Consider the following 23,629-nt stretch of genomic DNA (forward strand, 5'->3'; position numbering starts at 1 on the left):
GCCTTGCCATTGGCAAATCAGTAAGCCAGCATAACACCGCTATCAGCGCAGTCGGCACGAAAATCATTCAGCGAATCCCCCTGAAGTGGGTTCCCCTTCAGGTTCAGCCATAAATATTTAATCGATTGTTTCTGCCACCCTGGCGTTGGCCGCTGATCAATCCTGTTAAAAGACAAATCGCAGCGCACAAGGTTTTTAAAATCAAAAACCTCTACCGGAAAGTGTTCAAAAGCATTACTTTCCAACTGAAGCCCTGTCAGCTTATCCATATTTTTGGCGGATAAGGATAAGGTGTAAAGTTTATTGTGCGATAAATCCAGCCGTTGCAAAAGGGGCAAAAAAGCAATGCCGCCCAGGTCATCTTTCAACTGATTATAACTCAAATCAAGATCCGTGAGCGATTTCATGGCCTCGAAACCATTTGCTGGCAGGCGGTCAAGTTCATTAAAAGACAGGTTGAGGGATTTCAGTTTGGCCATTCGCAAAGCAACCTGAGGAAATGCATGCAACTCATTCCCCTTCAGGTTAAGGTACTGCAAACTGCCCAGCGCCATCATTCTGCCCGAAAGCAACTCATCAGAAATTTTGTTGGAAGATAAATCAAGGGAAATCAACTTAGGAAGCTGCTCGAAATTATCGGGCAAATCGGCCATGTCATTCTTTGACAATGACAGCGACTTCAGTGCTGGCAGCTTTGGAAATCCACCCTGAATTTCCAGCTCGTTACGGTCAAGGCTCAGCTTTTCAAGCGCCCGAAAACGACGCAAGAAGGAAGGTAATTGTTTGATTTTATTATCCGAGAGATCAAGAGATTCCAGGGATTTCAACTTGCGAATACTGCCTGGAGCGTGTACCCAGCCATGAAAGCGCATCTCAAGATGTTTCACTTGTGGCAACTTCGGAAACTGCGGATAACCGTCGATCTCCGGCGCCGCCATAGGCACCATACTTGATGCTTGCCGAGGCTCCACCAAACCATTATAAACGATTTTTTCAAGCTTGGAAAGCCCTGCCATCCATTTCGGGAAATACTTAATCTGCGTTCCAGAAACATCCAGCAGCTCGATATTCTCACACTCTTTCAGCCACAAGGGCATCTGAACAAGGGTAGAATCATGCAAATGCACCACTTTAAGCGTATCCTTGCGTTGATTCGAAACCAGCTTCAAACTCTCCGTTTTGAAATAATAGTTGGATCTACTGACCACCTGGGCCTGGGTGGAAAAGACTGAAAAAGCCATCAAAGTTCCTAACAAGCATTTACACCACCGATTTCGTTTCCAAACAATCATAACTCAGAATTATCCTACAAAAAAACTCTCATTCACAATTACGGCAATCTTTTTCATATCCGCTATACCCATAAAAGGAAATATGTCCTTATAAATTCAAAGTTCCTTTCCTTTTTTATGTGCGGTTTAAAATCTATCTGTTATTTTTGCGCATGGCTGAACAGATTCTCATTATCGATTCCGGATCACAGGTGACGCAGCTTATTGCTCGCCGCATCCGTGAAATGAACGTTTATTGTGAGATTCACCCTTACAACAACATCCCTGAAATCAGTGATGACGTTATTGGCGTGATTCTCTCGGGTAGTCCTTGCTCAGTAAGACAAGACGATGCCCCACAAATTGACACCAACACCCTTCGTGGAAAATTACCGCTTTTGGGGATTTGCTATGGGGCGCAATACCTTGCGCAGGCACATGGCGGCGAGGTGACTGCAAGTAAAATCCGTGAGTACGGACGTGCACACCTTGAAAGCTTCAATGCTGAAAACCCTTTATTCCAGGGGATCTCTCCAAAATCCACTGTTTGGATGTCGCACGGAGACACCATCACAACCCTTCCTGAAAATTTCGAAATTATTGCTTCAACAGAATCTGTTGAGGTGGCGGCTTTTCATGTAAAAGGAGAGGCTACCTATGGCGTGCAATTCCACCCAGAGGTAACCCACTCTGATGAAGGGGAGCAATTATTGAAAAACTTTGTGGTCAATATTTGTGGCGCATCCCAAAACTGGACTCCAGACGCTTTTGCCGACACCATGATCGCGGAGCTGAAAGAAAAGTTAGGCGATGACCGTGTAATCCTTGGACTTTCCGGCGGGGTGGATTCTTCCGTTGCCGCGGTATTGATCCATAAGGCTATTGGCGAAAACCTACACTGTATTTTCGTAAATAACGGGCTTTTGCGTAAGAATGAATTCAGCGAAGTGCTGAAATCTTATGAAGGCATGGGCTTGAATGTAAAAGGTGTAGATGCCTCTGAGCGTTTTTACGATGCACTGAAAGGGCTGAAAGATCCTGAAGATAAGCGTAAAGCAATCGGGCGTGTATTTGTGGAGGTTTTCGATGATGAATCTCACAAAGTAGAAAATGCAAAATGGTTGGCACAGGGAACAATCTACCCTGATGTGATCGAGTCGGTTTCTGTAAACGGACCATCAGCCACCATTAAATCCCACCATAACGTAGGCGGTTTACCTGACTTCATGAAACTGAAAGTTGTGGAGCCTTTACGCAGCCTGTTCAAAGACGGTGTTCGCCGTGTGGGAAAATCTTTGGATATCGACCCGCAGCTTTTGGGTCGCCACCCATTCCCAGGGCCAGGTTTGGGCATCCGAATTTTGGGTGATGTAACCCCAGAGAAAGTAAGCATTTTGCAGGAAGTAGATCACATCTTCATTCAGGGCTTGAGAAAGCACCACCTGTATGATTACGTATGGCAGGCAGGTTCAATGTTGTTGCCCGTACAATCTGTTGGTGTGATGGGCGACGAGCGTACTTACGAATCCGTAGTTGCATTGCGCGCCGTAACTTCTGTAGATGGAATGACGGCCGACTGGGCAGAACTTCCTCACGAATTTTTGAAAGAGGTTTCTAACGACATCATTAACCGCGTAAAAGGGGTTAACCGCGTTGTTTATGACATCTCTTCCAAGCCACCAGCAACCATCGAGTGGGAATAATCTTCCCTTCTTTATAGATATTCAAAAGCCAGAAGCGTCGTGTTTCTGGCTTTTTCTTTTTTAAAGCCCCCTTCTTTTCGCCCCTGCTCGCCTCTGCTCGTCTCTACACATTCAGTAAATCCCTCAAAGGCTGTTTATTTACACTCCTTATTTGCATCAGTAAAGAAAAAAAAAGAACTTTACAGCCATAACATGCATAGGTGTGGCCTGTAACCAATCAGCTAACCTTTAACTTCAATGGAAACCAAGACACATACCATGAAAAATAAATACCTTTTACCGCTTATCTTGCTGATGCTGTGTTGCTCAACACTTACATTTGCACAAAAAAGCAACCCTCAGCAGGTTTTTCTTAAGGGAAAGGATTTTTACAAGAACAAAAAATACCTGATGGCTATGGAGGTCTTCCGACCTTTTACTGAAAATGCCTTCAATTCTGACATCAATCCGTATGCGCAATTTTACTACGGACTTTCCGCTTATCAGGCAGGACAAAAAGAAGTCGCGCGTAATACTTTCCGTAACCTGAGCAACAGTTATCCTTCCTGGAAGCAGATTGACGAAGTTCAGTTCTGGCTTGGACGTTCCTACCTTGAAGAAGGTAATTACGCCTCTGCTTTTGCCAATTTCGCCAAAATCAAAAACAGTAAAACCAAACAACAGGCACAAGCCTTTCAGGGACTGAATTTTGAAAAAATTGACCTGTTCAAGCTTCAGGGACTACAGGAGCGTTTCCCTTCTGAAGCAGGATTGGGCGAGGCACTGGCCAACAAAATTATTCAGCAGCCGATCACCGAACAAGACCGTGAGCTATTGGCTAAATTGGTCGCTGACTTTAAGCTTGACGGCAGCCGATATGCGCATTCTGATATCAGAAAGAGCGAAAGAAAAGCGGTTTACCATGTGGCCGTGATGTTGCCTTTCAGATACGACACCACCCATCAGTACCAAAACAGAAAAAACTTTTCGTGGCAAATTTATGAAGGTGTGAAGCAGGCCAAAGAGCAGCTTGGCCGCATGGGCATTCAAATTCAGTTGATGGCTTATGACACCTACAAAGATGAAGCAAAAACCCGTGAGTTCCTCAATGATCCAGCACTGAAAAAGGTAGACCTGATCATCGGGCCGCTTTATCCTGGACCATCAAAGGCGGTAACCGAATTTTCCTTTGCGCATCAGATCAACATGATCAACCCGATTTCCCAAAATACCGATATCATCGCCCAAAACCCGTTCAGCTTCCTGATGAAGCCAAGCAGCAAAACGGTGGGCATTGCAGCAGGGCAATTGGTCAAAAAAACAATGCCTGAAGTAACTCTTGATGAGCAACTCGATACGCTCAAGCAAAACGTTGTGATCGTTTACACTGATAATAGTAATGACTCCACAACGGCTTATAACTATATGCAACAGCTTGAAAGTACACATTACCATATTAACCACATTCTGAAAATCAGAAAAGGGGAAGAGCAGTCGGTCATCAACTACTTTACTGAAAAGGAAGAAGTTGCCATTCCTGACAGCGTTCTGGTAACTTTGCCAGAGGATGCCCCAACGACTGAGGAAAAGTTCGTGATTCGACAGGACAGCATCGATCAGGTGATGGTGGCTTCAAGCAATGCCAACCTTGCGGCAAGTGTTTTATCAGCCCTAACTACCCGCGACGATAATATCTCGCTGATCGGGGAGGCCTCATGGCTCTCTAATCCGCAAATGCCACTCGATGCCATCACCAAACTGGACACTTACCTGATGGCGCCAAATTATATCGATACCGAAAGCAACAGTTATCAGGCGTTTGCACAGCGTTATACGGAAAAGGCGAATCAGTTCCCTACCAAGTTCGTTTGCGCGGGCTACGAAGCGCTTTTCACTTTCGGAAAGATGATGAATGAATTTGGAAACCGTCCACAATTGCAACTCACTGACGGCCCTGTAAAAGGTGCCCTTGTCAATAAACATATTTTTTATTCCGCCAACGATGACCGTTGCGTTCCTGTGCTTCATTTTGAAGATGGTGACTTTAAAATGGTCGATCAGGTAATCGTCAAAACGGAGGATACTGCCTCCACAGACGACAAATAATTTTAGCTATGATTACTAAAGACAAAAGCCAAGCCTTATTTGAAGAGGCTCAAAATTATATTCCTGGAGGGGTAAACTCTCCTGTACGCGCCTTCAAAGCTGTTGGGGGCAATCCATTATTCATCAAAAGTGCCAAAGGGGCTTATATGTATGATGTGGATGGCAATGCTTATGTGGACCTGATTAACTCTTGGGGGCCAATGATTTTTGGTCATGCCGACGATGCCGTATTGGAAGCGGTACAAAAAGCCATTCCTGCATCGCTCTCTTTCGGTGCTCCGGGCGCTTCTGAAGTGGAAATCGCCGCTTTAATCACCGACCTTTTCCCATCGATAGAAAAAGTGCGCATGGTCAACTCCGGAACAGAGGCAACCATGTCGGCCATTCGTTTGGCGCGTGGCTACACTGGCCGCGAGAAGATGATCAAGTTTGAAGGCTGTTACCACGGTCATGGTGATTCTTTTCTGATTGCTGCCGGTTCAGGTGCGATCACAATGGGAGAACCTAACTCACCGGGGGTAACTGTCGGCACAGCCAAAGATACCCTTACAGCACCTTACAATAACCTTGAGGCTGTAAAAACTTTAGTAGCGGCCAACAAAAACGAAGTAGCGGCGATCATTCTTGAGCCTGTTGCAGGAAACATGGGCTGTGTATTACCGCACGAGGGCTATTTGCAAGGCTTGCGTGAAATTTGCGATCAGGAAGGAATTCTATTGATTGTGGATGAGGTAATGACAGGCTTCCGTTTAGCGGCAGGTGGAGCACAGGAGGTATTTGATGTTCGTGCAGATATCACTACTCTCGGAAAAATTATCGGTGGCGGTATGCCCGTAGGTGCCTATGGAGGAAAGCGCGAAATCATGGATTACGTTTCTCCTCAGGGACCGGTATATCAGGCAGGAACGCTTTCTGGAAACCCAATTTCCATGGCCGCAGGTTTGGCGCAGCTGAACAAGCTGAAAGCTGACAAAGACCTTTATAACCGTCTTGCAGAGAAAACAGAACGCATTGAAGCAGGGATTAAAAAGAACCTTAAAGAACTTGGGCTGAATTACACGACCAATCGCATCGGTTCTATGTTCACGCTATTTTTCACCGATCAGCATGTAACCAATTTCGAGGAAGCCAAAGCATGTGATCTGACCCTCTTCGGTAAATTCTTCAACACCATGCTCGAAGAAGGCGTTTACCTTCCACCGAGTCAGTTTGAATCATGGTTTATCTCTGACGCCCTTGGTGATAAAGAAATCGATCAGATTATCAGTGCCTCTTATAAAGCACTGAAAAATTTATCCTAAAACAGCGGTGGAGCAAATAAGACTTCAGCAGTATTGCATACCATGCAACAGCTGATACGTGCGTGGCGATCGGTGGACTCCCCTCCTCCGATCCCTACGCACAAGTCTACTCCTGACTTTTTGTGGAACGGCAGTTCGGTCGCCTTTAAAGAAACCGACTTTGGATTTCCATGAATAATATTGGATAGGACACCTTAAATACACCGCTTTTTTTACCTCAAATATTACATTTAAATATACTGCTCACTCCCCTTATTCGGTGACTTTGTCTTTAAATGAACGATACTCCATATACTCTTTTTATACTAAAAATGGATTATCACACTTTTTTAGTATATTGAGGCTTAAAGTTAATATTTTTATAATATTACATGAATCTCAACATTAACCCAACAGCTGTGCTTATGGCGCGGATACCTTTTATCTCGACCGTCCTTTTAGGTCTCCTATTTCATATTCCTGCTTTTGCTCAATCTGTAAAAAGCGTGACTTACGATGAACTCTATGACGAACCATACGAGATCAATAAGTTATTTATGAAACTTCAGCCCGTAATCACAGAATACAACAGCATTAATATGTATGTTGGTTTTGGATTGGAGGCCGAGTATTACCACGAGTCCCTACTGGACATCAAGGCCAATTTCAGAAGATCCTACGGGCAAAAATTTGACCTGATGCAGGACCTTTCCAGCAAGAACAATATCCAGACGGTGAATAATATCCCTACGGTCACCAAAGCGGCGATGTCGGGAGAATTAATCGGTACTTACCATATCAAAGACTTTGAAAAGGATACTGAAACCAAGATGATCCTTTACCGAAGCAGCTACCGCCGCAGCAACAAGTGGCGATCAAAAGTACCTGATCACATTAAGGTTCCTTCAAAAGTCCGCAAAATTATCGGTGGACGTTTCGGTCCCTATTTTCAAGGTTCAGGTATGGATGTCAGGCTGGCTATGGACAAACAAGGTATTGAGAGCCTTCAGGGCGCAGGACCTGAAAATGTCGATCAAACCCTGACCCCTAACGATCCAAACCAATTCCCTGATGGCGTTCCGTCATTATACACCAATCAGTCGTCACTCGGCTTTGCATTGGGGGGATCACTCTCCTGGATCAAGAATTTTGCAATTAAGCCGACAAGAACGTTCGCCTCTACAGCAAGTGACATGATCATCACGACTTATTTTGATGTGCTGATCGCCCCTTGGAACACGATAGAGAACTTCAATTATAAAGGTGTAGAATATGACGCTTCAGTAATTAAACATACCGCTGTAGGGTTCCGAGCAGGGGTCGACGGAAAATTCAACCGAGAATTTGGCTGGGGTTACGGCGCCGAAATGGGGATGCGCCCAGGTGTTCAAAAACAAACATTTTTTGCCGTTATAAAAATCAGTATTCCAATTTTCAGCACCAACCTGAACCACGAAGTGGAAGCGTTCAGCAAGTAAGAAAATAACATAAAACAAAAAGCCTGTTGATCAACAGGCTTTTTATTTGACAAAACCAACATTACGCAAATAGTTTTAGATTTTATTCGTATTTTTACAAAAGACCAATCACCTATTATTATATGTTCTTTAAAGTGATCAAGATTTCTCTCGGTTTAGCATTCGTTAGTTTGCTCTTCACAGCAAATAGTGCTTTAGCCCAACTGATTGACTCCAAAGAGAGTACCATTTCAGTGGAAGCTACAGGAATGTTTTCTGCGAGTCCTGATATTGTCAATTTATCCATTAACCTTGAAGGGCGTGACGAGATATTTGCCCGGGCACTGGATTTACTCAATACCAAATCCGAAAATATCACAGAAGCATTGCTTAAAGCAGGCTTGAAAAAAGAACAGCTGTTTACCGCCGATTATCAAATCAGGCAAAATATGCAATACAACAAGGAAAGCCGTAAAAGTGAAATTGTTGGATATATTGCCAGCCATGCACTGACGCTGCAACTTCCTTTAGATAATCAGCAGATCAAAAAAGTCATTTCAGCCATCAGTAAGGCAGATGCCAACGCACTCTTTCACGTCTCTTTTGCCCTGAAAGACGCCAATAAAGCCAAGGAAAAAGCGCTTGCCAATGCAGTGCTGCAGGCACAGCAAAAAGCACTGATCATTTGCAAAGCCGCTGACCTCAAACTTGGCAGCATTAACCGTGTGGAATTCAACGAACAGTTTGGCGGAACACCTTACCAGCGATTAAATGGGGCGAAAAAATACGATATGGAAATGAGTGGTAATATCCCTGAATTTACCCCTTCAAACATCACCGTAACGCAGTCTGTGAAAATTCTATATAATTTTGAGCAATAGTTACGGTTTTCTAACTTAGAAAGCACTACTCATAATAGAAAGACAATAAGTGAATTACCTATATTAAATATCCCGACATGAAAAAAAGTATCTTCCTTTTTGGGGTTGTACAAACGATCGTTTGGGGATTGTTTTTTCTGAACACTGACAAGGAAAATAATGCGAATGAATTGGCGAATCCACAACAATGGACACCCGACCAGCAGGCTAATTTTCCCTTTCTGACTAAAAACACCTTAGAAAAACAATTACAAAAAGATCAATTGGAGCAGGCGAAAGAGCCGCTTATTTATACCAATTAACTCCATCGGAGGCCCCCCATTTTAGTCTCCACCTAAATAACAGTCCAATAATCCTTAGTGATACTAAGTATTATTGGACTTTTTTTTGTGCCTGCGCACCGCTCCGCCCCACCTATCAAGGTTATGCCCCGCTGAACTGAAATCATTTTGAATTCTTCAATCAATCGTTCAACTTGCCGGTGTGTATCCATCAATCATCAACCTCACCGAACAGGTGTACGCCTCCGACCATAATACTGTCCGGAAGCGTACACAATTTAATTTTGCGTCCGCCAAAATAGGCCATAGGAGCTCTAAAACCGCCTATAAAGTAATTGGCACACCTTTTTCAATAAAGACGGAAACAACTATTTATTCAACTCAATTCAACATGTCGAAATACCTCTACCTACTTTTATTATGCTGCCTACCGATGGTTTCCAATGCGGCAAATAGCACCGGAGAAGAATTACTGAAGGGATTTATTAAAGGGCGCATCATCGATGCCAGCACAGAGGAAGGCGTACCCTACGCATCAATTATTATTGCACAGGACGGTAAAACAGTCGGTGGAAACATCACAGATACCGATGGTCGTTTTATAGTGAAAGACCTTCAGGAGGGCAACTACCTGCTGACGGTTCAATTCATGGGCTATGAATCTAAAAGCCTTCCTGTTTCTGTAGGAAAAAAAGCTGATCAAAATGTCGGACTCATCAAAATTAAGCCGTCGGATAAAGTCCTCGATGGTGTAACAGTAAGCAGCGAGCGCATTAAAGTACAGCAGCAATTGGGTAAAAAGGTCGTTAATATAACGCCTGAACTCATCGCCGGAAATACCAATATTGCTGAAGTGCTACAACAAATTCCGGATGTCAATATTGATGGCGATGGCAAAATCAGCCTTCGTGGAGAAAGTAATGTAAGGGTACTGATCGACAATAAACCTACACAGCTCTCTGCTGAAGAGGCGCTGAAGTCCCTTTCCCCTGAACTGGTAGACCGCATTGACGTGATCACTAATCCGTCAGCAAAATATGACCCTGAAGGGCTTTCAGGCATCATCAATATTATCACCAAAAAGAACAACATTAAAGGCTTTAATGGAGCTACTCGCCTTTCGCTGGGAACCAACGATAAATATATGGGAGGCATGAACTTTAATTACCGGGTCAATAAGTTCAACTTTTTTGTTGAGGCCAATGCCGCAAAAAGGCGTTTCGTCAACGAAAAAGGATTTACAAGAACTTTCGATAATACTGAAAATGTACTTTCCCAAAATCAGACCGTGGGCGAAAACTCAGGCTTTCAGCAATACAAAATCGGTACCGATTATTTTATTGACTCGGTTAACACCCTTTCCTTTTACTACCAGTATTTTAAATGGCAACAAGAGGGTAAAAACCCTTTCGAACAAAACCTGGAAGATGCACAGAATAAATCTACCATTTTGGGTAACAGCACCAGCAAAAATATCAATGAAGGCCATCAGTTTGACCTGAATTACCGACGGGATTTTAAAAATGGCTTTCTGGAGAGTGATCTTTGGGCAATGGATGGACATGGGCAGTTCAGCACCAGTAACAGCCAACATGAGCATGGTGGTACGGGAACACTGAATCAGCGCAACTCCAACTTTTTCACCTTCCAGATATTTGTTCCTTCTTTTGATTATACGCTGAACATCAATAAAAAACACAAAGTGGAACTGGGCTACAAAGGAGAATACCTTGATGCTTTCTCGAACAGTGAAAACTTCAATGGCAGTGAACTTCACCAGTTTGGCTACGATTACAACGGGGCAATTTCTGGGCTGTACAGTACCTATTCCACACAAATAAATAAATTGCAATTGCAGGCAGGTTTAAGAGCCGAACGTGCAAGTCAAACCGGAATCATCAAAAAAGAAGGCCAGGACACCCCTTTTACTTACAGTTATAACAGCCTGTTCCCAAGCCTGACGATCGTAGAACCTCTCAATAAAAAATCGACCATCGGCTTTAGTTACAGCCGCCGTGTTCGCCGTCCGAACATTGATCAGATTGCGCCTTTTGAGGTATATTCAGATCCGCAGAATGTTCAACGAGGCAACCCCAATCTAAAGCCTTCTTTCACCAACTCTCTGGAGTTAAGCTATAACCTGAATGGTGAAAAATACTCCTTGTCGGTCAGTCCATATACCCGACTCGGCAATGATGTGATCCGTTCCTACAGCTTTTTCGACGAGCAACTACAGGCCAATGTCTCTACCTTCGATAACCTGGGCTCGGTACAAACTTATGGACTTTCACTCAGTGGTGATGTTACCTTGTTCAAATGGTGGACAACTTCTGGTGGTGTTGATCTCACTCACATCGATTTCAATGACACAACCTACAACATCCCCAACCGCCCGAACATGAACACCAACTTCAAATGGAATAATACCTTTACACTTCCTGCGAAATTCAAGCTGGTGACCAATGCCAATTACAGTGGTTATAATTACGGGCTGCAGAATACTTCAGACCCTGCTTACGCACTGACCATGACCCTGAGTCGAAATATCCTTCAGAATAAAGGAAACCTTTCTTTGAGAGCACAGAACATCGTTTATTCAGGCTACCGCAACCACGTGTACGGACTCGGATTTGAGGAAGAAAATTTCTATATCGGCGAGCAGCCGATTTATACGGTGAATTTCTCTTACCGATTCGGCAACATGAAAATCGCTGGCCGTAAACGGAAGATCAATACACAGGGAGGACTATAAACCACCTGAAAGCAATGGGGCAGATAAATCGGTATCGTGCTGAGAGCGGTTAATCTGCCCCTAAATCACAACATTTTGATTCATACTGATTTTATAAACATCCTGAAAAAAGTTAAAGAATTGGATGAAGCGGCATATGATTCTTTAATTTCAAACTTTCATCATGCGCACTGCAACAAGGGCAAACACCTCCTTCGTTCGCAAAATACCTGCGATGCCATTTTTTTTATTGAGTCAGGAATACTCCGAGAATATACCCTGGCCAACGATAAAGAATATAATATTTGGTTCTCATTCGAAGGAAGCATCGTCTGTGATCTTCAAAGCTTTACCCATGGACATCGGTCAAAAAAAAATATCCAGTGTTTATCAGCAGTTCGTTATCGCTACATTAAGCGACAAGATCTTGTAAAACTGGCTTCACAATATCATGTTATTGAAACCTTTTACCGCAAGATGGTCGAAGTGTACTTTATTGAGGTGGAAGACCGATTGCTGAGAATGCAAACCCTCAACGCTAAATCACACTATGATTACCTGCTGAAGCATTACCCACACTTCATTAAAGCGATTTCATTAACTCACTTGGCCTCTTTCCTGGGGATCACCAAAGAATCACTAAGTAGAATTCGCCGACAAAAATAAGGTCAGCGACATTTCCCTCCTGATTTCGCAGCCCTGGCCACCATGCAAATAAATCGATTTCAAGTAGGCATATATTTTATCAAATGATAATTTTTCGGTGAACACAACTCACTATCTTTACTTGCAAACCAACGATAAAACACCATGAGACTCGCAACAAGGGCAGACAAGGAAACTGTCGTAAACATCCTCAAGCTTGCATTTAATGAATACCGACAGACACACTGGGCACTGAAAGCGGAGGAAAACCCCAAACGACTGGAATACCTTTTCCGATATACTTTTGACGAAAATATTGAAATCGGTAAAATATACCTCAACGCTGAAAATAGCGCTGTTGCCATCTGGAATACCAACAAAAAAAGTCCTTTCAACTTCAGGCTGTTAATCGCAAAGTTAAAGCTGATTTTTCGCATGGGGCTTCCGGTGATCTTTCGGCTGATCGAGCTGGAGAGATTACTTTACCTCAAATTCCCAAAAAAATCAGATTACGACCACCTGCATATGCTTGGGGTGATTCCTACTGAACAGGGAAAGGGGCACGCAAAACAATTATTACTTCCCATACTTGATAAAATGGCGACTGAAGGGAGACCTGTTTACCTTGAAACTGGCGCTAAAAAGAATGTCAATATCTACAACAAGCTGGGCTTTTCGGTCATTCATATCCAAAAATATGGAGATTACGATCTGCACATCATGAGGAAAGCCCCAACACAAGTTCCCGCCGAATTAACAAAGTAATTTCCAGCGTCGATCAACGTCAGCTTGATCATAAAAAAGGTGCCTTCCGCAAAGCGAAAAGCACCTTTTTTTATTTTTGAAGATATTTCAGAAAGTGGGCATTGGAACGCATCAGCAGGTCAAACACCAACTGAAAACCCTCAGGGCCACCATAGTAAGGATCAGGAACATCCGCCCCCCGATCCTCGGTATCAAAATCCCGAAGTTTCATCAGCTGCCCTTTACTGCCTGCAGGCTGAACCCGCTGAGCATTGGCGAAATTCTGATCATCCATCACCAGCAGGTAATCGAAATATTCAAAATCCCTGGGCATCAGCTGCCGCCCCCGGTGCTTAATCTCCACCCCTTGCGCACGAGCATTGTCCATTGTGCGGGCGTCGGGTAACTCGCCGATATGGTAGTCGGAAGTTCCACAAGAATCCACTTCAAACTGGTCGTTCAACCCTGCTTCACTGATCATTTTCTTCATGATCGCCTCTGCAAGTGGTGAGCGGCAAATATTGCCCAAACAAACATAAAGTATCTTCGTCATGCTTTTAATCAATATCGGTGTTTAGCCAGTTGCTTCACCGCAACAGCAAAATCTTTTGGATAAGGCGCCTCAATTTTCTGAAGATCCCCCTTTACATTGGTAAACTCAATGGCATAGGCATGCAAAGCAAAGCGCTTCAGCAAAGCTTCCTCCTCCGTTCCTCTTTTCAGGTTGAATTTCCTTTTCAGGGCTGAAAGGTATAAAGGGGCGCCACCATAGGTATCATCGCAAGCAATGGGCGCTTTCAGTGTAGAAAGGTGAATACGGATCTGGTGCATTCGGCCAGTGTGCGGTACGGCCTCCACAAGGGTATGCGATTTATAAGCCTCAAGGGTGGTGAATACCGTACGCGACGGCTTACCCTTGTCAAAATCAATCTTTACAATTCCTTTGGTACCTGGATAAATCGGCAGCGTATTGACCTTCTCATCAAATTCGTGAATGCCGTCGGCAATCGCATGGTAGATTTTTTTTACTTTGCGCTTTTCAAACTGAATCGACAAATGACGATAAGCCTCAGGCGTCTTGGCAATCATGAGCACCCCTGAAGTTTCTTTATCCAGTCGGTGGCAATTCTGTGCAGTTTCGCAATACTCCCGCGCCATCATCAGGATATTGGTGTAAGATGCGCGATCTTCGAGCGTTGCCACATAAGGTGGCTTATTGATTGCGATATAGTCCTCATCCTCAAAGATAATGAGGTCTTTAAATTTTATTTTTTTCATATATTCTGTTCTTCCTTATCTAATTCTGTTTGCACATCGTGCTCTTCAAAGTATTCTGTGGAAAGGTAAAAGCTGAACGTTGACCCCAAGCCCACAGAAGACTTCACAAAACATTGTGTTCCGTGTGCCTGTAAAATATGACGGACAATCGCCAGGCCAAGCCCATTTCCTCCTTTGGATTTTGCGCGGCTTTTTTCTACCCGATAGAAGCGTTCAAAAATACGCTTGACATCCTCTTCAGGAATACCAAAGCCATTGTCTGTTACCTTCACCAAAATCTTGCCGTCTTCTTCCTTCAGGGAAACTTCCACCAAGCCCGCTTTGTTGTCCTGATATTTTATCGCATTCACAATCAGGTTGGTCATCACATGCCCAATCCTACGGCGATCAGCATACACCAGCACCTCAGGGGCGGTATCTTCAGAAAAACCTAAACTGACATATTTCTTATCGGCTTTATTCTCCAGCTGATCAAAGATTTCTTCAACCTGTTCGCGTAAATCATAGCGCTCAACCACCAGCTTGGCATCCCCCGACTCCAGTTGCGAAATCGACAGCAAGTTGTGCACCATATTGTCGAGTCCATCAAGGCTTTTGGCGGCCTTTTTAAGGAATCGCTTGGCAATGACCTCATCTTCCAGTGCGCCATCCAAAAGCGTATGTACAAAACCCTGTGCGGCAAAAATCGGGGTTTTCAATTCATGGGATACATCTGCCAAAAACTCCCGACGGTAAACTTCCATCCGCTTCAGATCCGCAATTTCCTTGCGTTTAGCCGAAGCATAAGACATGATTTTTTTGTTGGCCAGCTTGATGGGGTTGGTCGATTCACCCACCTGTTCTTCGATCAGGGAAAAATCATCTGCATGAAGCTTATCCAATACCTCGTACATCTTTCCCAGCTCCCGAAATACCAGAAACTCCATGGTTGACATCACCAAAAGATAGGAACAGGAAAAGGAAATTCCCAAAGCTACCAACAGGGCGATATCCGAAATACCAGGCACCAAAGAAAGAAAAAGGGTCGTTACGACGGCGATAATGGCACCAAGAACTAAACCGACACTACGTGAATTAAAAAACATTTTATGTAATTGTTAAGACAGATTGAATTGTTAGCCTATGATAAAAAAAAATCTGATAAGGAACACTGCCCTCATCAGATTTTTCATGGCTGCCTACATTCAAGCCTTAAAAGATATCTTCAAATTTATAGCCAACACCTTTGACCGTTACAATATACTGGTCACCGATTTTTTCCCGCACCTTCCGCACGTGTACATCTACTGTACGTGCCAAAACGTAAACATCAGCCCCCCAAATATTTCTCAGCAATTCATCACGGCTAAACACTTTTCCGGGATGAGTGGCCAGAAAATAAAGCAATTCAAACTCTTTGCGTGGCAAAGATACATCCTGCTGATCCACCTGCACGGTATAGCTGTCCCGATCAATCAGTAAACCACCAATAGCGATCTGATCCGCATTGGCGGTCATCTTACTTTCTCGGCGGAACATGGCTTGCATTCTGCTGAGCAACGCTCTCGGTTTGATTGGCTTATTGATGTAATCATCGGCTCCGGCCTCGAAAGCGGCAACCTCGGAATACTCTTCTGAGCGAGCGGTAAGAAAGACGATATAGGTACTCTGAAACTCCGGCAATTCCCGTAACTGCCGGCAAGTCTCGACCCCGTCCTGATCAGGCATCATGATATCCAGAAGAATTAAGTGGGGTTTGAAAGCTTTGGCTTTTTCGATCCCTTTCCTGCCATTTTTGGCCGTCTCTACTTCGTAACCTTCTTTCGCAAGGTTATATTCCAAAATTTCGCGGATGTCTGATTCATCATCAACCACCAACACACGATAGCCTGTTTTTGCCATTTAAATCTTTATATTTTCAGAAGACAAAATTAATTAAAATACAGGACTAAAAAAAGGCCAAAGCCAACTGAATGAAGCGATATATTGAAATCAAAAAGAAAGTGTATTATTTTATCGTTAAGGATTCTTGAAGGCTTTTTTATGTCCCGGATAATATTTTTTGATCGTTACCTCCGCAGAACCCACCAGCAGCTCTGCCTTTACTTTCAGGGGAATCTTGTGCTCATCGTCTGAAAGGTAGGCCGTGATCGGGCTGTCCTTCTCGAAGGTTTCATTATCCGGCATGACAGGCACCAGAATCAGGGCTTTTCGCTTGCCCATATCCGTCTTAATGGTCGTTCTTCCATCAAATCGGATTTTCATGTGATGCACTTTTTTATCAAAGAAACCCGTAAATTCCATCAGGGTACCTTTTTCTATTTTACTGAAATCGATATTTCTGAGGAAATAAAAGCCACTCACAATATCCTGCACATGGTCAGGAATACTAAAACCCTCCTTGCCCTGCAACTCCCCCGTTTTCCGGTCGAGTTTGGAGAGCACAACAGTATCCATCTCCGATTTAAAATCCAATAATTCCTTATGTCGGTAGCCCGCCTCCTGAATGTCCATCCGAAATTGTACGGGTTGTAATTTTGCGGTATCGATTTTCGAGCTCCAGTTATCCTGAATACGAACCACCTTGCGCCAGAAGCCCGTCGTGCGTCCTGTTACCTGAACATCATAGCAGGGGTGCCCATTGACATACTCCACCTGATCACCCACGCGCATTTCTGCTTCTCCGGCATTGATAATACCATAATGCACCCGATAGACCATCCGTTCCCCGAAATCAAAAGCCACAGGCATCGTCAGGTGCAATTCCCTGGAATTAAGCACCCTGTGTTGTGCCGTAGCATGATCAGACGGCATCCATAACACCAACAAAGTCAACAAATATGCTATCATAGTTTTTGGGATCATTTTTACATCGATGGATATTTTTGCTTATAGTCCTCCAGCATCCGCTCTACATCACCACCATATTTGGCATTCAGCTCCTGCTCTAAAACATCAAAGTATTCTTTATATCTTACGAAAGACATAAAAAATGCGTTATTGGGCAGGTGTTTTTTGAAATAGGTACGAAAACGACTTGCGCCACTAAAACTGACCGTATCCATTCGGTCAACAATTTGCTGGATCATGGCTTGCTTCAGCGCATTTCGCTGCTGCTCGGGCATCTGTTCCGGAAATTGCTGATAGACGGAATCAAGCTGATGTGCCGCGCTCAGCATATAATTGGAGAACTTGCGCTCATCGGTCCACTCTGCAATATATTTACGGTAGGGAGCTGAATTATTTCCATATTTTTCAGACAAAAATCTGATCGCCCCTTGATGGCCGATGAAAGTTGCCAAATTTTCGTTGAACGTTACACTATCCTTGACAAACAAAGTACCGTGGGTCAGCTCATGCAAAATCAGCTCGGTCAGCTGCCCTTCATTGTTATTTAAAAAATTCGACATCACCGGATCACTGAACCACCCTAAAGTAGACCAGGCCGAAACCACCCGCAGGTTGGTGTCCAGCCCCAGAGAATCCAGCCTGCGCCTTTCAGCCCGGGCTTTGTCCAATTCAAAAAATCCTTTATAGGGGAAACTGCCAATAAGCGGAAAACGCCACTCACGGGGCGATAATTCATAAGGCTTACATGCACTTAAAACCCACAGTGTTGGTTTTCCCTGCTGATCATACATCTTGGTGTAATTGTCGTTTTTAAAAATCCCGAGATGATCGAATCCATAATTGCGCACCTCCTGAATGAGTCGCAAACGCGCCTTCAGACTGTCAGGGTAATCCGCTGACTGAAGGAATTCGGTGATTGGCCGGGCACCCACAAGTACTTTCAACTGACCTTTCCCTTGCATAATACCGTAGCTGATCAAGTCGCTGTAACTCCAAATAGCCAAGACCACTACGAGCATTACAACCCAAAAAATATTCCTTTTCATGCTGCCTGAGTTCTGTTTTTGGTAATTAATGAAATTATATGATTTAATTGAACTATCATGTAATTATCTAAACTTTAATGGGGAAAATTGCACAAATTGTTGAGGAGAAATACAAATGGCGGAATTCCCGACTTCAAAAAGATGTTTTTTCGTACATTTTACTTAAAAACCTTTCACATTGAATTTATCTTTATTAAATTTCAACTTTAGAACGGTAAACCCTACCTTCTCAACGAAGATTTTAACTGCGAAATATATATACAATTATGAGTGACGAAAGAGCCGAGAAAATGAAGTCGCTGCAGGTGACTTTAGACAAACTTGACAAAGCTTACGGAAAAGGTACTGTAATGAAACTCAGTGATGAGCGCGTTTCAGATGTACCTGCGATATCTACAGGATCCTTAGGGCTGGATATTGCCTTGGGTATTGGCGGGATTCCCCGTGGCCGTATCGTAGAGATCTACGGGCCTGAGTCGTCTGGTAAAACGACCCTTTCGATGCACTGTATTGCAGAGGCACAGAAAGCAGGTGGTATTGCCGCCTTTATTGATGCTGAACACGCCTTTGATAAATTATATGCAGAAAAATTAGGCATTGACACCGAGAACTTGCTGATCTCTCAGCCCGACAATGGTGAGCAGGCGCTTGAAGTTGCTGAGCATTTGATCCGTTCAGGAGCTATTGATATTATCTGTATTGACTCCGTAGCGGCACTGGTTCCTAAAGGGGAATTGGAAGGCGATATGGGAGACTCCAAAATGGGTCTTCAGGCACGTTTGATGTCACAGGCACTGCGTAAACTAACAGGTGCGATCAACAAAACTGCCTGTACCTGTATTTTCATTAACCAGTTGCGTGAAAAAATCGGGGTGATGTTCGGTAACCCGGAAACAACCACAGGTGGTAACGCCCTGAAATTCTACTCTTCTGTACGTCTGGATATCCGTCGTATTGGTCAGATCAAAGAATCTGCTGACAATATCACTGGTAACCGTACGCGTGTTAAGGTAGTGAAGAATAAAGTGGCACCTCCATTCAAGCAAGTAGAATTCGACATCATGTATGGTGAAGGAGTATCGAAAGCCGGGGAAATCCTCGATTTGGGTGTAGCCTTGGAGATTGTACAAAAATCAGGTTCTTGGTTCTCTTACGAGGGCAACAAATTAGGACAAGGCCGTGATGCCGTGAAGAAAATCATCAAAGACAATCCTGAATTGATGGAAGAACTGGAAGCAAAAATTCGCACGCAATCTGGTTTAGGTGGTGAGGTGGAAGAAATCTCTCCAGAAACTGAAGCATAAAAACAACAATCATAGCACTTTAAAAGACCACTTTCCTGTGGTCTTTTTTTTGTCTAAACTTTTTCGATTACCGGTTACATCAAGTTGAACGCAGTTTAATCTTCGGATCAACAAAGCCACCGAATGCAACGCAGCGTCCCTATTGCCTGATCGCCTGTACGGGATCCATTTTTGCGGCAATGGCTGCCGGAATCACCCCTGCCAATAAACCGATAATGGATGATACCACCAAGCCGACCATCACATTCCCAAACGACAGCCCAAGTTCCAAACCTGATATCGGTATAAAAGTCAGCCCAAACACCAACACCAGCCCGACCGCCCCACCTGCAAGACTCAGCAACATGGCTTCAAACAAAAACTGAAAAAGAATATAGAAACGCTTTGCGCCAAGGGCTTTCTGAATACCGATTAAATTGGTTCGCTCCTTTACCGATACAAACATAATATTGGCAATACCAAAGCCGCCAACCAATATGGAGAAAAAGCCGATCACCCCGCCAGCCAATGACAACACGGCAAAGATATTATCAATCGCTCCCGCAATGGCTTCGGGCCTGTTGATTGCGAAATTATCATCATCCTTTGGACGCAAACCCCGTAAGCGACGCATCACTCCCCGCACTTCTCCTTCAAGATTCATCAGCCCAGGGTCTGTATCAAACCCCTTAATGGCAATCGATGGGCCCACACCGTTTTTACCCACGAAGTACAGCTTGGTGAAAAATTTAAAAGGAACGAAGCAGGCTTTGTCTTTATCCACAAAACTGAACAAGTTCTCCCCTTCTGAGCGCAGGACGCCAATAATTTTACACCGATGGCCCCGAAGCGTTACCATAGAACCCACAGCATCTCCCTGCGGAAAAAGTTGCTCCGATAACTCATGACCAATAACCGTTACATTACGCCCTCCGTCGGCTTCCACCTGGGTAAAATACCGCCCCTCTTGCATGTTCAGCTCCATGATCTGATCATACTGATAACTAACCCCAAGCAGTACCATTCCACTCGCACTGTTGCTGCCTTTTTTAAACGTTACCCCATCTTTTACCGCCGAAATAGCAATACTTGACTGGTTATCGAGGTTGGCTTCAAGTGTTTTGAACTCTGCAAAAGAAGCTTCTGGTCGGTTCAGGTAAGTCCACCAAGGGTAATCGCCACCAAGACCATAGGGCCACTTTTCCACATAAATGAGGTCGCCCCCTAAAAAATCAAGACTTTTTTTGATGCCATTTTGCAGCGAGTCCACCAGCGTAAACACGCCTATGATGGCAAATATCCCTACGGTTACCCCTAAAAGTGATAAGATTGTCCGTAATAAATTGGACTTTAAGGCATTTAGGGAAGATCTGAAACTTTCCCAAATCAAAAAAAGCGTTTTCAAGGTTGTAGTCTTAATTAGTGCACTGTTAAGTTGCAAGAAAAAAAGAAATTTACAAAATACTACATTCTAAGGAAGGGTTTTATTAAATTTACATCTTGCATTTTTATGTGCAATAACTTGAAGAAATTGCCAACCCATAAATTTTGTCGTAATACATGAAGCTTTCAGAATTCAAATTCGAACTTCCATCCGATCTGATTGCCCTACATCCTACTGATAGTCGTGATGATTCGCGATTAATGGTTCTTCACCGCGATACGGGTAAAATCGAACACCGCATTTTCAAAGATGTCGTAGAATATTTCGACGAAGGCGATGTATTCGTAAATAATGACACCAAAGTTTTCCCTGCCCGCCTTTATGGTAACAAGGAGAAAACAGGTGCTCAAATCGAAGTATTCCTGCTTCGCGAATTGAACAAGGATTTACACCTTTGGGATGTTCTTGTAGACCCTGCGCGTAAAATCCGTGTAGGTAACAAGCTGTATTTCGGCGAAGGAGAATTGGTCGCTGAAGTTGTTGACAACACGACCTCCCGTGGCCGTACGATTCGTTTCCTTTGGGACGGAGAAGATGAGGCTTTCTACAATTTGATCGATACTTTAGGAGAAACGCCATTGCCAGATCCTATCATTGAAAAAAGAAAAGTAGCCCCTGAGGACCGCGAGCGCTATCAGACCATCTATGCTAAAAACGTAGGGGCTGTCGCTGCACCAACAGCTGGTTTGCATTTCACGCCTCAAATCATGAAACGCCTTGAGATCGTTGGCGTAGATATTGAGTCGATTACACTACACGTAGGATTAGGAACTTTCCGTCAGGTAGATGTAGAAGATTTGACCAAGCATAAAATGGATTCGGAGAACTTCCGCGTAACACAGCAAACTGTTGAAGCCGTCAACCGTGCTTTGGATGCTAAAAAACGTGTTTGTTCTATCGGTACTACTTCTATGCGTGCCTTGGAGTCTTCGGTATCTGCAAGCAACCGCTTGAAAGTGAACGAAGGGTGGACTGATAAATTCATCTTCCCTCCTTACGATTTCAAAATCTGTAACGCGTTAATTTCCAATTTCCACATGCCTGAATCAACCTTGTTGATGATGTCTGCGGCCTTTGGTGGTTATGAGTTTGTTATGGAAGCTTATCAGGAAGCTATTAAAGAAAAATACCGTTTCTTCTCTTACGGAGATGCGATGTTGATTCTTTAATCCAACATATTTAAAAGAAACGGCAGTCGATTCGGTTGCCGTTTTTTTTATGTGTTTTTTATTTTTCTGGTTACAAACGAAAGCAATCGAATGTTTTTGTACCTGACGACGCGGGGCTGTCGCATCATTTTCAATTACTGATCAAATTTTATTCTCCCACTTATGTATCTTGGGTTAAAACCCGAAGCTATTACAAAATGCACCTTCGGCACATGAGTCCTGAAAAGACTTTTTGTAATAGACATGGCATTCATTCCATGGTAAAAATAGGCGTGAGTAAATTTTATTTGGTGTGATAAATCACGAACATAGTTCTGCAACGTCCCTACAAACCATTAAAATCAAAATCCTTTTAATCTCATTAATCTGTGGACAAAAAAATATCCTATAAATGAGTAACAAACAAAAATATGCCGTGATTGTCGCTGGGGGCAGTGGCAGTCGCATGCAAAGCGATATCCCCAAGCAATTTTTACTGGTAGATCAACTGCCAATATTGATGCACACCATCAATGCTTTTTATGCTTATTCCAGCGAAATCAATGTTATTGTGGTATTGCCTTCGGCAGAAATTCCTTATTGGCACGAGCTCTGCACGAAACATCGGTTCGATAAAAAAGTAACCGTCACTGCTGGCGGTGCATCGCGCTTTCAGTCGGTAAAAAATGGGCTTAGCATCATTAAAGATTCAGGGCTGGTTGCAATCCACGACGGTGTCAGGCCCTTCGTAAGCACGGCCGTTATTCAGCAGAGTTTCGCTGTGGCTGAACAAAAGGGCAATGCCGTGGTCGCTGTTCCAATGAAGGATTCCCTACGACAGGTAAACCAAGACGACACCAACAATAGCGTTGACCGTGCGGCCTTCAGGATTATTCAAACGCCGCAGACTTTCCAGACGGAATTATTGATCGGCGCTTACGACACTCCCGAACTGACCACCTTTACCGATGACGCCAGCGTGATCGAACATGCAGGTCATGCCATCCACCTGATCGATGGAACATATGAAAATATCAAGATCACCACGCCAGAAGATTTACCGATTGCAGAGGTGCTTCTGAAGCGAAAAAACGGATAAAAAAAAAGACTGATGCTTATCATCAGTCTTTCTTATTTCAAACCTAATATTCATCTTCATTAAAGAAGAAGTCATCCTTAGTCGGATAATCGGGCCAAATTTCTTCAATACTCTCGTATGGTTCGCCATCATCCTCCAACTCTTGCAAATTTTCCGATAATTCCAATGGTGCTCCAGAGCGGCTACAGAAGTCAATTAGTTCTTCTTTAGTGGCTGGCCATGGTGCATCTTCCAAATACGATGCTAATTCGAGCGTCCAGTACATTATATACCTCCTTTTTATTAATCTTAAAAATACTTTGCTAATTCCGTTTACTTAGTTAGACTGCATCACTATTAACAGGTTTCACTAAGCCTCGCAAAAATAGCAAAAATAATAAGTGAACAAAGCAAAGCAACTATAATTTATTTCAACAAAGCAATG

21 protein-coding genes are annotated in these 23,629 nt (G+C 43.6%); 12 read left to right on the forward strand and 9 right to left on the reverse strand.

The window, feature by feature from the left end; genetic code table 11:
• Positions 1-17 precede the first annotated feature (17 nt).
• A complete protein-coding gene (locus tag AABK40_RS11025) occupies positions 18-1,241 on the reverse strand; it encodes a leucine-rich repeat domain-containing protein (RefSeq protein ID WP_338397078.1) in 1,224 nt (407 codons plus the stop codon).
• 203 nt (positions 1,242-1,444) lie between these two features.
• Here AABK40_RS11025 and guaA point away from each other — a divergent pair, with 203 nt between their 5' ends.
• The 9 genes from guaA (at position 1,445) to AABK40_RS11070 (ending at position 13,099) form a co-directional block, all read left to right on the forward strand.
• A complete protein-coding gene (gene guaA, locus AABK40_RS11030; protein WP_332920047.1) occupies positions 1,445-2,974 on the forward strand; it encodes a glutamine-hydrolyzing GMP synthase in 1,530 nt (509 codons plus the stop codon).
• A 237-nt stretch (positions 2,975-3,211) separates the two neighbouring features.
• The gene (locus AABK40_RS11035; RefSeq protein WP_338397079.1) at positions 3,212-5,059 is read left to right on the forward strand and encodes an ABC transporter substrate-binding protein; all 1,848 of its coding nucleotides are present in this window, start codon (positions 3,212-3,214) and stop codon (positions 5,057-5,059) included.
• An 8-nt stretch (positions 5,060-5,067) separates the two neighbouring features.
• On the forward strand, positions 5,068-6,360 hold the full coding sequence (gene hemL, locus AABK40_RS11040; RefSeq protein WP_332920049.1) for a glutamate-1-semialdehyde 2,1-aminomutase: 1,293 nt from the start codon (positions 5,068-5,070) through the stop codon (positions 6,358-6,360).
• Positions 6,361-6,764: 404 nt separating this feature from the next.
• Positions 6,765-7,817 carry a hypothetical protein gene (locus AABK40_RS11045; protein WP_338397080.1) on the forward strand — a complete coding sequence of 351 codons (1,053 nt, stop codon included), beginning with the start codon at positions 6,765-6,767 and terminating at the stop codon, positions 7,815-7,817.
• Between the two features lie 122 nt (positions 7,818-7,939).
• A complete protein-coding gene (locus AABK40_RS11050; RefSeq protein WP_338397081.1) occupies positions 7,940-8,677 on the forward strand; it encodes an SIMPL domain-containing protein in 738 nt (245 codons plus the stop codon).
• Positions 8,678-8,754: 77 nt separating this feature from the next.
• Positions 8,755-8,979, forward strand: coding sequence for a hypothetical protein (locus AABK40_RS11055; RefSeq protein WP_332920052.1), 225 nt, complete (start codon positions 8,755-8,757; stop codon positions 8,977-8,979).
• A gap of 370 nt (positions 8,980-9,349) precedes the next feature.
• Complete coding sequence (locus AABK40_RS11060) at positions 9,350-11,710, forward strand: TonB-dependent receptor (protein ID WP_338397082.1); 2,361 nt, start codon at positions 9,350-9,352, stop codon at positions 11,708-11,710.
• A 75-nt stretch (positions 11,711-11,785) separates the two neighbouring features.
• A complete protein-coding gene (locus AABK40_RS11065) occupies positions 11,786-12,355 on the forward strand; it encodes a Crp/Fnr family transcriptional regulator (RefSeq protein WP_338397083.1) in 570 nt (189 codons plus the stop codon).
• Between the two features lie 144 nt (positions 12,356-12,499).
• Positions 12,500-13,099, forward strand: a complete 600-nt coding sequence (locus AABK40_RS11070; RefSeq protein WP_338397084.1) for a GNAT family N-acetyltransferase — start codon at positions 12,500-12,502, stop codon at positions 13,097-13,099.
• Between the two features lie 70 nt (positions 13,100-13,169).
• Here the strand turns inward: AABK40_RS11070 and AABK40_RS11075 are convergent, their stop codons facing one another.
• The 6 genes from AABK40_RS11075 to AABK40_RS11100 form a co-directional block, all read right to left on the reverse strand.
• Positions 13,170-13,631 (reverse strand): low molecular weight protein-tyrosine-phosphatase, encoded by a 462-nt coding sequence (locus tag AABK40_RS11075; RefSeq protein WP_338397085.1) that lies wholly within the window; start codon positions 13,629-13,631, stop codon positions 13,170-13,172.
• 8 nt (positions 13,632-13,639) lie between these two features.
• Positions 13,640-14,356, reverse strand: coding sequence for an RluA family pseudouridine synthase (locus AABK40_RS11080; protein ID WP_338397086.1), 717 nt, complete (start codon positions 14,354-14,356; stop codon positions 13,640-13,642).
• The gene (locus tag AABK40_RS11085) at positions 14,353-15,441 is read right to left on the reverse strand and encodes a sensor histidine kinase (RefSeq protein WP_338397087.1); all 1,089 of its coding nucleotides are present in this window, start codon (positions 15,439-15,441) and stop codon (positions 14,353-14,355) included. The genes AABK40_RS11080 and AABK40_RS11085 overlap by 4 nt, the downstream gene beginning before the upstream one ends.
• Before the next feature lie 106 nt (positions 15,442-15,547).
• Positions 15,548-16,237, reverse strand: a complete 690-nt coding sequence (locus AABK40_RS11090) for a response regulator transcription factor (RefSeq protein WP_332920059.1) — start codon at positions 16,235-16,237, stop codon at positions 15,548-15,550.
• 117 nt (positions 16,238-16,354) lie between these two features.
• Positions 16,355-17,185, reverse strand: a complete 831-nt coding sequence (locus AABK40_RS11095; RefSeq protein WP_338397088.1) for a DUF3108 domain-containing protein — start codon at positions 17,183-17,185, stop codon at positions 16,355-16,357.
• Positions 17,186-17,202: 17 nt separating this feature from the next.
• Positions 17,203-18,231, reverse strand: a complete 1,029-nt coding sequence (locus tag AABK40_RS11100) for an aminopeptidase (RefSeq protein WP_332920061.1) — start codon at positions 18,229-18,231, stop codon at positions 17,203-17,205.
• A 266-nt stretch (positions 18,232-18,497) separates the two neighbouring features.
• On the opposite strand from AABK40_RS11100, the gene recA reads away from it, so the two are divergent.
• Positions 18,498-19,535 (forward strand): recombinase RecA, encoded by a 1,038-nt coding sequence (recA, locus tag AABK40_RS11105; protein ID WP_332920062.1) that lies wholly within the window; start codon positions 18,498-18,500, stop codon positions 19,533-19,535.
• Positions 19,536-19,674: 139 nt separating this feature from the next.
• Here recA and AABK40_RS11110 read toward each other — a convergent pair whose 3' ends face one another.
• Complete coding sequence (locus AABK40_RS11110; protein ID WP_332920063.1) at positions 19,675-20,919, reverse strand: ABC transporter permease; 1,245 nt, start codon at positions 20,917-20,919, stop codon at positions 19,675-19,677.
• Positions 20,920-21,074: 155 nt separating this feature from the next.
• Between AABK40_RS11110 and queA the strand changes: the two genes are divergently transcribed.
• Together queA and AABK40_RS11120 are read left to right on the forward strand one after the other, a co-directional pair.
• Entirely contained in the window at positions 21,075-22,127 is a 1,053-nt protein-coding gene (queA, locus tag AABK40_RS11115) for a tRNA preQ1(34) S-adenosylmethionine ribosyltransferase-isomerase QueA (RefSeq protein ID WP_332920064.1), read from the forward strand.
• 391 nt (positions 22,128-22,518) lie between these two features.
• Entirely contained in the window at positions 22,519-23,205 is a 687-nt protein-coding gene (locus tag AABK40_RS11120; protein WP_338397089.1) for a 2-C-methyl-D-erythritol 4-phosphate cytidylyltransferase, read from the forward strand.
• A 43-nt stretch (positions 23,206-23,248) separates the two neighbouring features.
• Here AABK40_RS11120 and AABK40_RS11125 read toward each other — a convergent pair whose 3' ends face one another.
• A complete protein-coding gene (locus AABK40_RS11125; RefSeq protein ID WP_332920066.1) occupies positions 23,249-23,470 on the reverse strand; it encodes a DUF2795 domain-containing protein in 222 nt (73 codons plus the stop codon).
• Positions 23,471-23,629: the final 159 nt, after the last annotated feature.

It is taken from the genome of Persicobacter psychrovividus (genome assembly GCF_036492425.1).
In the GTDB taxonomy this organism is placed as follows: Bacteria; Bacteroidota; Bacteroidia; order Cytophagales; family Cyclobacteriaceae; genus Persicobacter; species Persicobacter psychrovividus.